The organism is Flavobacterium sp. (assembly GCF_965262375.1).
GTDB lineage: Bacteria > Bacteroidota > Bacteroidia > Flavobacteriales > Flavobacteriaceae > Flavobacterium.
The window spans coordinates 2,077,949-2,091,034 of record NZ_OZ253527.1 but is presented as its reverse complement, the minus strand read 5'-3'; the positions used below and the strand labels follow the sequence as shown (position 1 = coordinate 2,091,034).

The 13,086-nt window shown below is 33.0% G+C and carries 12 protein-coding genes; 4 read left to right on the top strand and 8 right to left on the bottom strand.

The annotated features are described in order from the left end of the window. Positions 1-271: 271 nt before the first annotated feature. The 6 genes from ACQY29_RS09720 to ffh all read right to left on the bottom strand — a co-directional run bounded on the left by ACQY29_RS09720 (position 272) and on the right by ffh (position 7,372). Positions 272-1,165, bottom strand: a complete 894-nt coding sequence (locus tag ACQY29_RS09720) for an IS1595 family transposase (protein WP_428224999.1) — start codon at positions 1,163-1,165, stop codon at positions 272-274. Between the two features lie 281 nt (positions 1,166-1,446). Continuing rightward, positions 1,447-2,664: a hypothetical protein gene (locus ACQY29_RS09715; RefSeq protein ID WP_428224998.1), complete on the bottom strand. Its 1,218-nt coding sequence runs from the start codon at positions 2,662-2,664 to the stop codon at positions 1,447-1,449. Further along, on the bottom strand, positions 2,661-3,872 hold the full coding sequence (locus ACQY29_RS09710; protein WP_428224997.1) for a hypothetical protein: 1,212 nt from the start codon (positions 3,870-3,872) through the stop codon (positions 2,661-2,663). Before ACQY29_RS09710 ends, ACQY29_RS09715 begins: the two co-directional genes overlap by 4 nt. A gap of 105 nt (positions 3,873-3,977) precedes the next feature. Next, on the bottom strand, positions 3,978-4,913 hold the full coding sequence (locus tag ACQY29_RS09705; RefSeq protein WP_428224996.1) for a hypothetical protein: 936 nt from the start codon (positions 4,911-4,913) through the stop codon (positions 3,978-3,980). Between the two features lie 141 nt (positions 4,914-5,054). After that, positions 5,055-5,948 carry a bifunctional 5,10-methylenetetrahydrofolate dehydrogenase/5,10-methenyltetrahydrofolate cyclohydrolase gene (locus ACQY29_RS09700; protein ID WP_428224995.1) on the bottom strand — a complete coding sequence of 298 codons (894 nt, stop codon included), beginning with the start codon at positions 5,946-5,948 and terminating at the stop codon, positions 5,055-5,057. A 77-nt stretch (positions 5,949-6,025) separates the two neighbouring features. After that, complete coding sequence (gene ffh / locus ACQY29_RS09695; protein WP_428224994.1) at positions 6,026-7,372, bottom strand: signal recognition particle protein; 1,347 nt, start codon at positions 7,370-7,372, stop codon at positions 6,026-6,028. 134 nt (positions 7,373-7,506) lie between these two features. Between ffh and ACQY29_RS09690 the strand changes: the two genes are divergently transcribed. After that, positions 7,507-8,268, top strand: coding sequence for a hypothetical protein (locus ACQY29_RS09690; RefSeq protein ID WP_428224993.1), 762 nt, complete (start codon positions 7,507-7,509; stop codon positions 8,266-8,268). Between the two features lie 104 nt (positions 8,269-8,372). On the opposite strand, the gene coaD is transcribed toward ACQY29_RS09690, so the two are convergent. Both coaD and ACQY29_RS09680 read right to left on the bottom strand, forming a co-directional pair. Next, the gene (coaD, locus tag ACQY29_RS09685; RefSeq protein ID WP_428224992.1) at positions 8,373-8,834 is read right to left on the bottom strand and encodes a pantetheine-phosphate adenylyltransferase; all 462 of its coding nucleotides are present in this window, start codon (positions 8,832-8,834) and stop codon (positions 8,373-8,375) included. Next, complete coding sequence (locus ACQY29_RS09680) at positions 8,834-9,820, bottom strand: D-alanine--D-alanine ligase (RefSeq protein ID WP_428224991.1); 987 nt, start codon at positions 9,818-9,820, stop codon at positions 8,834-8,836. The genes coaD and ACQY29_RS09680 overlap by 1 nt, the downstream gene beginning before the upstream one ends. A 253-nt stretch (positions 9,821-10,073) precedes the next feature. Here ACQY29_RS09680 and ACQY29_RS09675 point away from each other — a divergent pair, with 253 nt between their 5' ends. The 3 genes from ACQY29_RS09675 to ACQY29_RS09665 all read left to right on the top strand — a co-directional run bounded on the left by ACQY29_RS09675 (position 10,074) and on the right by ACQY29_RS09665 (position 13,084). Beyond that, entirely contained in the window at positions 10,074-10,685 is a 612-nt protein-coding gene (locus tag ACQY29_RS09675; RefSeq protein WP_428224990.1) for a PASTA domain-containing protein, read from the top strand. Positions 10,686-10,896: 211 nt separating this feature from the next. Then, positions 10,897-11,937 carry an RluA family pseudouridine synthase gene (locus tag ACQY29_RS09670; RefSeq protein WP_428224989.1) on the top strand — a complete coding sequence of 347 codons (1,041 nt, stop codon included), beginning with the start codon at positions 10,897-10,899 and terminating at the stop codon, positions 11,935-11,937. Positions 11,938-12,037: 100 nt separating this feature from the next. Next, on the top strand, positions 12,038-13,084 hold the full coding sequence (locus tag ACQY29_RS09665) for a M28 family metallopeptidase (protein WP_428224988.1): 1,047 nt from the start codon (positions 12,038-12,040) through the stop codon (positions 13,082-13,084). Positions 13,085-13,086: the final 2 nt, after the last annotated feature.

Sequence of the window (13,086 nt, the reverse complement as noted above, 5' to 3'; positions counted from 1 at the left end):
AATACCAATAAAACTTCAATGTACTTTTAGATGTTTTCACTTAAAAACAAACAAATTTTGTGTTAACTCTCGATACACTTCGTACACGAAAAGACTATAATCTTGATTTTGTAAGTTATCATCCATTTGATTTTTGGAAGAAATAGAAAAAACGTATCGAGAACTTTACAGTTTAAAAATTGCTTCTAATTCAATCTATTTTAGTTTAAGAAGTACTACTATACATTTCAGAGGAAATAGTTGAAGAGAAAAAAAGGATAGAGGTCATTAATTAACTACATACTAATTCCTTCTGATTAATTTTATCTGTCTTTACCATTTTATCAATCAAATTATGAAAGATTGATTCTTTATTTTGAGAACGATTTATTCTGTAGCAAAACTCGTTAAAATAGCGCTGAATATTCCCATCACTTACCCAAGAATGAGTCGTTCTAATCCAAGTTTTAACTTGATGGATCATTGTATGTAAAGCTTTGAAGTTGGAACCGTTTTTACTAAGAATTTGAGTGATGTTATACTCTTCTGAAATAGGTGCATATCCTTTCCACTTGTCAGTGGTTATTCTTGCTTCTTTTTCAATGTGTTTGTCAAAAATTTGACGAAGTGATTTTGAAGAAAAGTCCTTTATTTTAAGAATGTAAAATCGTTTAACTTTCCCGTCATCTGTTAATTCTAGAGCGCAAACAGCCTTTTTCTTCTTACTATCATAACTTCTTCCTTGTTTAGTTTCTTCATAACCTCCCACAACAAATTCGTCGACATGAACAATACCATCCATTGGGTGATTTTCGCTAGATTTCATGGCTTCTCTAACTTTATGCATAAACAAACGAGCGGTGTTTTCCTGGACTCCATAACGAACACTCATCTGCAGAGCAGAAAGGCTTTTAGTAGTGGTAGCCATTTCAAAACAGATAAAAAATGCTTTTCTCAAGCCAAATTTGCATTTGTGAAAAAGGGTATTGGCACTACTAGATTCTGTATGACTACAAATATTGCAAGTCCTAGAAAAATCTTTCCGAATTTGACTAGCTGTATGACCACATTTTCTGCATAAAAAACCTTCTTTCCACTTCAAATCTGACAAATATTTTTTGCAATCTTCATCTGTTTTGAAGCATTCAGCAAACTCTAAGAGGTTTTGTCCTTTAAAAATTTCCATTTTTCTCAGTATTTACAAGACTTTAAAGATATGAAATTATCTAATGACCTCAAAAAAAGGATATAAATTGGTATAAATTTAACGAGAACTACATCCTATAAAAGTAAATCATCTAAAAAGAAAAAGATACCTAAAACTATTTCGACAAGCAAAGTATAAACTAAAGATGTACTTCACATTGTCATACTCATAATTACTTAATCATTCTCAAAAAACTATATACTTTAAAACAAGTACCCCACCAAGGTTTTGTATCCTTTATACGTTCGACTTCTATTTTTTTACACTTTCTTTTTGATAAATTGATAAATAAAACGAATCACGATAATTCCAACTATCCCTTTCCCGACCACTAATAAAGCTATGGTAAACCCTATAATAATTAGCGCCATAAGCGAATAAAACTGTAAGAAAAAGTTGTTAATGGTAAACGTACGCATAAAATCACTCCATGCTATTTGCTTTTGGATAGCGTGTTTCAACAAGAAACTTTTTTGTTTAATTTCGTCGCCTATATAAAAATAAACTAGAATTACATAAACCAAAACTTGTGTCACAAAGGTAGCTAGCAACCAAAGTACCCCATGCGAAGCATAAATTAAATAATACACATACGCAAGAAGCAAATAGTACAGAGAAGTCAAACTCCATTGCATCAACGGATTTGATAACTTAAAATCTAAGCTTTTGTAATGCCAATTATCTAAAATAGACAAGACACTACTTTCTGCACCTTTCCATTCTTTAGCAATCGGTCTGTTATCGCGTAGCACCTTACTCAATTCCTCATCGGTACTTGCAAAATACGTAATGGCGTATAATATTTTACCCAAGCAAACTTTTTTTCGTCCCTTTACCTTTTGGAATTCAACCACTAAGGAGTTCATAGACGAAACTTCCTCGATAAAGTAATATTCATCCAAATTAGACAACATGCGGAAATAATATTGACTGATACTGTACGGATAATTAGTTATCAAATCGTTGTAACACTCTGGATTTTGTAACATTTCGAGGATGATTCCGTTTTTTTGGTCTAATAAATCTTTTAGAGCTTCCTCGTTGTCATAACTCAATAGCGTTCGACAATGAATGATGAATAAATTAAGCACCTGCCATTGCTGATTTTGATACAGCGAGAAGATAAACTTCCAAATTTCATCTTGAAAAAGTTCAGCAAAATCATCCAGTTGCGATTCATCTTCAAATTTTAGGGAATAAATTTTCTGACTTCTGTCGCGGTTGACTAATAATTCAAAACTTTCCTCTTGATTTTTTAAAATACTACGAACAATGGTATCATTTAAATAATTGAAAAAAGTGGCTCCATACTGCACAAAAAAAGCAACAAAAGCTTCCACATCATTGATAGAAACCGTGGCATTCATTTTAGCTTCTGCCTTCAATATTTTTTCCGCCCGAACAATATTTTGTTCAATATTCTCTTCAAATTCAGGAATATGACTTTTGACGATATCTAACAGTTCAAAACGTATCAATTGGCTAATTTTTTTAAAAATCTAAAAACAATAAGTACTCCTATAATTCCAGCCCCTCCATACACTAATAATCCTATTCCTATGGAAAGCACTAAAAACAACAAACTTAAGAAAATAGCTATTATTAACCCAATGAATTGACTTTGAAAGGTTAACCAGCCTAAAGCTTGCAAATTTTTAAGAGTAAAAATACCCACTTTAAAATTAAACTGGTAGGTATCATCATTATCCTTGATTACGAAATGAGAAACAAATGTCGAAATCACCATACCAATTACCAAAGCTAAAAACCAGCCATAAATTAATTTCTCATACAAAAATTTATAAAGAAAAAACAAGCAAACAAAGTATATCCCTAGGAGAATTAAGGAAAAATTTCGACTACTTCGAGTATCACTAGCTATCATTTCTTCCGTCTTGAATAAATTGTAATACTCCTTATCTAAGAAATAAATTTTATTCAACATACGTCCTCTTGCTTTTGAAAATAACGAGGCATTATAATCATCAACAATTTCAAAATGAGCAATAGAAAATAACATTTTATAACAAAATTCCTTTTCGGTTTCGTCCTTTGATTTTTCTTTTGCAATAAAAAAGTTGTACAAAGAAATTATTTTACCATCAAAAGTCAGTGGATGAAGACGGCTTAAACACGCAAAGAAATACGGATGAATACTATAAGGATAATGCGAAGCAGTCTCGGCTACTTTATTGTTTTTGGTTAACACTTCGAATAAAACAATCAACTTTTCCTCCAGAATTTCTGTGAGTCGATTAGAATTTGCCACCGAAAAAAGCCTAGGAGTTTTATCCAGTAAACCTTCCAATAGTTTCCATTGATTTTCAAGTAACAACTGATTCAAAAACTCCCAAATAACCGTTTCAAAATCGACCGAAAAATCCTGTTTCGTTTTTAATACAGCTTCTAACTCTTCTAAATACTCATTTTCGGAATCCGACAAAAAATAGACTACATCCTTACGCAAAATTGCTAAAACAACTTCATAACGAAGCGTATGTTTATATTTCTCGCCATTGGAAGCAAAAAAAGTCATAAAATTTTCAACATCCTGTAGCGAAAATTCATTAGATAATTTTACTTCAGCTTTTAAAAATTTTTCGGCACGAAGTAAATTTTTAGAAATATTTTCCTCAAAATCTGGGAGGTTTTTATGTACAAGGTTTAATAGTTCGAAACGTATCAAAATATTTTATATTTTTTAATAAATGCTTGTAGTACAACTTATCTACTGCTAGCCATCAGGTGTAAGAAACAAATATAATTAAACGCAATTTTTCTCATTATCTATTTATCGATTTAAATATTCCAAAACATAACCGACTATTGCCATAATTATCATAAAATACAAAATCCCACACAACACGATACTTAACCAATACCATTGGTTTCTTTTGATAACATTGGCCGTATTTTTTAAGGGTTCATACAAATAGTAATAACTTTTATCTTTATAATATAAATCTTTGAGCACCGCAATTCGGGTTTCATAAAGCAATTTCTTGTTTTCTTGCGTTAAAATTTCAAATTGCCCAATAGCGTAAAGAACTTTACAAACCCAAGTGGTATCCACCCTAGCGGTATCGGTTCGCAATGGCATAAATTGATTATAAATACCTGCAATTCTATTGTTAAAATAGCGTGCATTAAGATGACTCAAACAACCATAAAAAAACGGATGAATGCTATAATCTAAATTTAAATGGGTAGTTTTAGACAAGGTTGCGGGCAATAATTGCTTGGAAAGCAGACTAAGTTTATCATCCATAAGTTCGAAAAACTTTTCGGAATTCATAAAAGAAAAAAGAGAAGGCACATTCTTTAAAAAATCATAGACTAACTCCCATTTATTTTTTTGAATTAAAAGTGATACAAAATGCCAAATATTCTCTTGAAAATCAACAGCAAATGCTTCAGCTAATTCCGAATTTATTTGAAAAACTGTTCCCAATCCGTGAGATTGTGGGGTTTTTAATTCGATATAAAAATAAACCAAGTTGTTACTTAAAATAGCCTGGAGCGCTTTATACTGAATTAACACCGCATAAGTATTCCCTTTTGTATTAAAAAAATTGATAAACTTTTCAATTTCATCCGTACTTACGCTTTCATTGAGCTTGGCTTCTGCTTTTAAGATTTTTTCTGCGCGAAACAGATGTTCAGGAGATTGAAATTCAAAATCAGGTAGTTGCTTTTTAATTATTTCTAAATAATCGAAACGTATCAACGCGTAGTCTTTTATTGGTTTACAAGACGAAAATAAGTTTTATTTTATGAAAAAGATTACTCCCCACACCTATTTTTTAAAACAAAACAGCATCCGAAAAACAAGACTGTCTTTCGAATGCCGTAAGTAAAAAAGTATCGATTATTGGTTTGCTTCTCTAATCGATTTGTATTCTTTAGCTAATAAAGTATTTTTCAACAACATCGCAATGGTCATAGGACCAACTCCTCCAGGCACTGGAGTAATAAAAGAGGCTTTTTTAGACACATTTTCAAAATCAACATCTCCTTTAATCACATAACCTTTTGGATTCGTTTCGTCCGCTACACGCGTAATCCCTACGTCAATGATAACCGCATCGTCTTTAATCATTTCTGCTTTTAAGAAATCAGGCACCCCTAAAGCCGAAATAATGATGTCCGCTTGCGAAGTAATTTGGTTGATATTTTTAGTGTGGCTATGCGTTAAAGTAACAGTAGAGTTTCCAGGAAATCCTTTACGTCCCATCAAAATACTCATAGGTCTTCCCACAATGTGACTACGACCAATCACTACGGTATGCTTACCCGAGGTTTGTACATTGTAACGCTCTAATAATTCTAATATTCCGAAAGGTGTTGCTGGAATAAAAGTAGACATATCTAAGGCCATTTTACCAAAGTTTTCGGGATGGAACCCATCTACGTCTTTATGTGGGTCGATAGCCATTAATATTTTTTGCGTATCAATTTGGTCAGGCAAAGGTAATTGCACGATAAAGCCGTCGATATCGTCATTTTCGTTTAGTTCTTTAATCTTTTTCAACAATTCTGTTTCAGAAGTTGTGCTAGGCATTTTGATTAAAGTAGATTCAAAGCCTACGCGTTCACAAGCTTTTACTTTACTGCCTACATAGGTTAAACTTGCGCCATCGTTACCTACAATCAAAGCCGCTAAGTGAGGTACTTTTTCACCTTTGTCTTTCATGGCTTGCACGGTAGCGGCAATTTCATTTTTGATGTCTTCCGAAACTTTCTTTCCGTCTAAGATTTGCATTGCAATTGTTTTAGTGTGTTGTTATTAGGGTATTTATATAAAAATAAAAAAGGCGCGTTTGCACGCACCTTTTCTTATTACATTCCTGGCATTCCGCCTTTCATTCCTGACATCATTTTCATCAGTTGTTTTCCTCCAGGACCTTGCATCATTTTCATCATTTTGCTCATTTGGTCAAACTGTTTTAACAACTGGTTTACTTCCTCAATTTTACGCCCTGCTCCTTTAGCGATACGGTTTTTACGTTTGGTATCGATTAAAGAAGGCTTGCTTCTTTCGGCTGGCGTCATCGAGAAAATAATAGCTTCAATATGTTTGAAGGCATCATCTTCAATTTCTACATCTTTTAAGGCTTTACTAGCACCAGGTATCATCCCTACCAAGTCCTTCATATTACCCATTTTTTTCACTTGTTGTATTTGCGCTAAGAAATCATCAAAACCAAACTCATTTTTAGCAATTTTACGTTGTAATTTACGCGCTTCTTCTTCGTCGTATTGCGCTTGTGCACGTTCCACTAACGAAACTACGTCTCCCATCCCTAAAATACGGTCAGCCATACGTTCAGGATAGAACACATCTATTGCGTCCATTTTTTCACCTGTACCAATAAATTTGATAGGCTTATTAACTACCGATTTAATAGATAATGCGGCACCACCACGAGTATCACCATCTAATTTGGTCAAAACTACGCCATCAAAATTCAAACGCTCGTTGAAAGCTTTAGCCGTATTTACTGCATCTTGACCAGTCATTGAGTCAACCACAAATAAGGTTTCGTTAGGCGTTATGGCTTTATGAACGTTAGCAATTTCGTTCATCATTTCCTCATCAATCGCTAAACGACCCGCTGTATCGACAATCACAACATTGAATCCGTTTGCTTTAGCGTGTTTAATTGCATTTTGAGCAATTTCAACCGCATTTTTATTTTCAGGTTCTGAATATACTTCTACACCTATTTGTTCTCCTACTACATGCAACTGATTGATAGCCGCAGGACGATAGATATCACAAGCAACCAATAAAGGTTTTTTGTTTTTCTTAGTTTTTAAGAAATTAGCTAATTTACCTGAGAAGGTGGTTTTACCTGAACCTTGTAAACCTGACATCAAAATCACCGAAAAACTTCCAGAAAGGTTGATACCGGTTACATCGCCCCCCATCAATTCTGTCAATTCGTCTTTTACAATTTTAACTAATAATTGTCCAGGTTGTAAAGTAGTTAATACATCCTGTCCCATTGCTTTTTCTTTTACACGAGTGGTAAAATCTTTAGCAATTTTAAAGTTAACATCGGCATCCAGTAACGCTCTACGTACTTCTTTCAAAGTATCTGCCACGTTTACTTCGGTAATTTTTCCGTGTCCTTTTAATATATGGAAGGCTTTATCTAACTTCTCTGATAAATTATTAAACATAATTCCTTGATTTTTTGAAGTGGCAAAGATACTATAAATAGGAATTATCTAAAATTTTTTAAAAAAATTATTTTTTAGGTAGGGTGAAATCTGTTTCAAATGTTTTAACTCTATAATCAAAATATCAAAAAGTTATGAAAAATTTATTGTTTATACTTGGATTCTCTGTTTTAGCTACTTCGTTCATAGCCTGCAACAAAGATAATGATGACCAATTAATGGCAACAACTGACTCGGCAATTAAAATTACTGCCAAAGCTACTTACACGGGTAATAAAACCGCAAAATTAGCTAGTACACTTTCTCTTTCCTCCATTAAAGTGAATTTGAAAGAAATTAAATTCCATTATGAAGGTAAAGATAGCATTGAAACACATCATTCTGGTGATGATGATCACGATGGTTTTTTTGATGGGGATGACAATTTTAAACTAAAAGGTCCATTTGAGGTAGAATTATTGAATGGCCCTGTAGATTTTATAGCTACTGATATCCCTAAAGAAGTATATAGTGATATACGTTTCAAATTAGACAAAAGTAAAAATAGTGCATCAGAACTATTTAACAAATCAATCCAAATAAAAGGTAAAATAATTGATAAACCTTTTGTTTTTTGGCATTTTGCAGAAGATGATTTCAGAATTGATTTTGCAAATGCAGCTGACAACGTAATCATAGGAGATAATCTAGTTACTATAACCTTCGATTTTAATTTAGACGAAGCTTTATCGAAAATTGATTTATCAAAAGCTAAAGACGGGAATGGCGATGGAATTATTGAGATTTCTCCATTAGACCCTGATGGCAATCAATCTATTGCGCATCAATTTAAAGATTTAATCAAAAAATCATGTCATATAAAACATGGCAATGATGACAGTCCCGGACACGATTAATGTTTCTAAAAATAAACTACATTTACCCGAAAGGCTAAACTTGAAATTTTATCCCAAAAACTTCTTGTTTAGCCTTTTAAAATATTTTTCAAAAAAGTGCTTCGTTACATTTTATTCACTTTCACCGCTTCAGGAACCAAAACCGTATAATCTCCACCATTTCTGATAACATCTCTAACTATACTTGAGGAAATAAAAGAAGTATCTGGAGCCGTCAATAAAAAAACCGTATCAATTTTAGACAGTAACCGATTTGTATGTGCAATTGCCTTTTCAAATTCAAAATCGGCTGGATTACGCAATCCTCTCAGGATAAAATCAGCCTCCATTCGCTTACACACATCAATAGTCAAACCTTCATATGAAATCACTGAAATTTTATCTTCATATTTAAAAGTCTCTTCAATAAACCGTATGCGCTCTTCAAGAGAGAACATATATTTTTTATCCGCATTTACACCTATAGCAATGATAATTTCATCAAACAAAGGCAAACTTCTTTCAATAATATCAATATGCCCGAGTGTTATAGGATCAAAAGAACCTGGGAAAATAGCTTTTTTCATTATTTCTTCCAAATTAGTTTGCGCTGTAAAGCTTGTTCAATTTCACCATCAAGCATTTCACCAAAATTCAGTTGGGCATAATTAGCTTGTTGCGGAAAGATACTTTGAGGTGATAATCCAGGATTTGTATTCATTTCAATAAAATGTGGAATTCCATTCATTATAATAAAATCGGTACGAGAAAAACCACTCATTCCCAATGCTTCATACACTTTTTTAGCTGTTTCTTCTACACGTGTTTTAACTTCATCTGTTAAACGAGCAGGTGTAATTTCTTCCGATTTCCCTAAATATTTAGCCTCATAATCAAAAAAATCAGTTTGTGAAACGATTTCTGTTATCCCTAACACCTTTGTTTCCCCTTTGTACTTGAAAACGCCTACTGAAATTTCAGTCCCTTGCAAAAATGATTCAATTAATATATCAGTATCCTCAGCAAATGCAAATTCTAAAGCTTTTTCAAACTGACTTAAATCAGAAACTTTTGAAACCCCAAGGCTACTCCCAGACTGATTAGGCTTAACAAAAAATGGCAAACCTAATTCTTTAGCGATATACTCTTTGCTTACGGTTTCCCCTTTTGTTAGATAAATAGAATTAGCTTTAGGCACATTAAATTTAGCTAAAACCGACAAAGTATCACGTTTATTAAACGTTAATGCCGACTGATAAAAATTACATCCTGTATAAGGCAAACCTATCAACTCCCAATAAGCCTGCATGTGTCCATCTTCGCCAGGGGTACCGTGTATTGTGTTAACTGCAACATCAAAAGATATTTTCTCTCCCTCTTTTTCAAAAGAAAAATCAGACTTATCAATTGCAAATTTTTCACCGTTAACAACAGCATACCATCCATCAACTAACACATGAACTTCAAAAATTTGATATTTAGTTGTATCTAAATTATTTAAAATTAATTGGCCACTACGCAATGAAATAACACTTTCATCCGAATAACCACCCATGACCACAGCAACTTTCATATTTTTATATATTATATTTTTAAAAATTCAATTATCTACTCCTATCCAATGCTAAATTCAGTATAAAATTCACATCATCATACTGAAAATCAAATTAAAAACTTTCACTTTTATCCTTTAGAGTTGTTAAACAAAAATATCATTTTTTTTGAAATGTAATCGCTTTAGTATTTTTATATCTTTGCATAGAGTGATTATTTAAAACCATTCAAAAGCAAATCTTTTTAAACCACTGAATTAGAAGTATATAATTATGAGCTGGAAGCAATTTATTTTAAGTTTTTCGTTTTTTAAACAATTAGTTTTAGCCTTTTTGATTGTTTGTGCCACCTTATTTCTATTTATGTATTGGATTAGTTTTGCGACAAACCACGGAGAAGAAATTACTGTTCCCAATTTAAGCAAATTAACACTAGAAGAAGCAGAAGATAAATTAGACGAGTTAGACTTAGATTACGAATTACTTGACACGGTTGATTACACACCTGGTTACCCAAAATTATCAGTCGTAGTACAAGACCCAAAACCTGGAAGCAAAGTAAAAGAAGGTCGTATTATTTATGTTAAAATTAATGCGCAAGAGTACGCAAAAGTTAGACTTCCAGACCTGATTCAAAAAACCTATCGTCAGGCAGTACCTACTTTAAATGCCTTAGGACTATCCGTGGGCGATACGACTTATGTACCCAACTTAGCTAAAGATATGGTGCTTGAAATGAATATTAACGGAAAACCAATACGTGCTGGTCAACAAGTTTTAAAAATGACCAAAATCAATTTAGTTTTAGGAGATGGAAAAATAGGATTTGAAGAAGAAACTGACCCTGAAAGTACTCCATCTGACTCGACTGAAACTGAACAATAGCCTCGCTTGCGCAAACAAAGCCTATTGAATTGTACAGTAGTTAACAGCTTAACACTCAGAAAAAGGCAATCGATAAATATCATTTCAGCCACTGTTTTAATGATTAGCACAGAAAAATCTGTTCAAATTAGTATAAACCGTGGCTATTTTTTTAAAATAAAACAAATAAGATACTTAAGGTATCATTTTAAAAAATTTTGAAAACACAAAAATGGGAATAACATTTATAGAAAAAGAGAACGAATGGGAAGAGGATTTATATGAACACTATAAATTTGAAGTCCCAAAAGGGCAATCTTCTATGCGAGTAGATAAATATTTAATGCTCTCTATAGAAAATACTACCCGCAATAAAATTCAACAAGCAGCTGAGAAAGGTTTGATTTTTGCCAACGACGTCCCTGTAAAATCGAGTTACAAAATAAAACCCTTGGATGAAATAAAAGTGATGCTGTCGCATCCTCCTTTTGAAAATAAAATCATCCCAGAAAACATCCCATTAAACATTGTATATGAAGACGATTCAGTACTAGTTATCAATAAACCTGTTGGTTTAGTAGTACATCCTGGACATGGTAATTACACTGGAACACTTGCTAATGCACTAGCTTTTCATTTTGATAATCTTCCTATGAATAGCAGCAACAGACCTGGTTTAGTACACAGAATTGACAAAGACACTTCTGGATTACTTGTGGTTGCTAAAACCGAACAAGCTATGGCGTATTTAGCCAAACAATTTGAAGAAAAAACTACGGAACGCGAATACATAGCTATTGTTTGGGGCAATGTTGAACAAGATAAAGGAACCATAGAAGGAAATATTGCACGCCATGCAACCGATCGCATGCAAATGGCAGTTTATGATGATCCTAACATAGGAAAACCCGCCGTAACTCATTACACTGTTTTAGAAAGACTAAGCTATGTAACAGTCCTATCGTGTAAGTTAGAAACAGGTAGAACCCATCAAATACGTACCCACATGAAACACATTGGACACACACTTTTCAATGATGAACGTTATGGTGGGCACTTGGTCTTGAAGGGCACAACTTTTAGCAAATACAAACAGTTTGTAGAGAATTGTTTTAAAATTTTACCCCGACAGGCTTTACATGCTAAAACCTTAGGTTTTGAACATCCTGTAACTAAAAAATACATGCGTTTTAACACTGAGATACCTGAAGATATGAAGCAATGCATTGAAAAATGGCGCATCTACTCAAAATCTTCCAAGTTAGAAATGTAACCATTTACCCTATTAGTCCGAACACTAAATGTTAATTAATTACTATTTATATTGCAGATAAAACCACATTTGGTTATATTCGTTTACAAAATGTTAAAACATGAAGAAGAGAACTACCCTATTGGGAATATTATCAGCCATTTCCTTAAGTTGTTCCAGTCAACAAGCAACAAAAAGTATATTTTCGTCAAAACCAGACAATAGTGATAAAACTATAATAGCTACCTATTTAAATTCTATTTCTGAATCAGATTTGAAATCGCATTTATACACTATTGCTTCGGATGAAATGCAAGGAAGAAATACAGGTGAAGAAGGTCAAAAAAAAGCTGGAAAATATATTATCAAGCATTATGAAAATAATGGCATTATATTTCCAATTGGAACCACCTCGTACTATCAGCCCATACCTGCATCCTATTTTCAAAAAGCATTTAGTCCACGTTTAGGCAATTCAGAAAACATTTGGGCATTTATAGAAGGATCCGAAAAACCTCATGAAATAGTCGTAGTTTCTGCTCACTACGACCATGTAGGCATGAAAAATGGAGAAATTTACAATGGTGCCGATGATGACGCATCAGGAACTGTAGCCTTAATGGAAATTGCTAAAGCCTTTCAAAAAGCTAAAAATGAAGGTCACGGGCCTAAACGTTCTATCCTATTCTTGCATGTTACAGGTGAAGAACATGGTTTACACGGATCACGCTATTACTCTGAAAACCCATTATTTCCATTAAAAAACACTATTGCTGATGTAAACATTGACATGATTGGACGAAGAGACGACAACCATGTGGGCAGTAACAACTATGTTTATATTATTGGATCTGACTATTTATCTTCTGATTTATTTAATTTAGTTGAAAAAGCAAATTCAGATTTTGTAAACCTTAAGCTCGATTATAAATATAACGACAAGCAAGACCCTAATCGTTTTTATTACCGCTCAGACCATTACAATTTTGCAAAACATAATATTCCTTCAGTTTTTTTATTCAACGGTACACACGCAGATTACCATTTGCCTACTGATGATCCTGAGAAAATAGAATATGATGCTTTAGCAAAAAGAACTAAATTAGCCTTCGGAATTGTATGGGATTTAGCGAATAGAGATAAAAAACCTATTGTAGATAAAATTTAAAA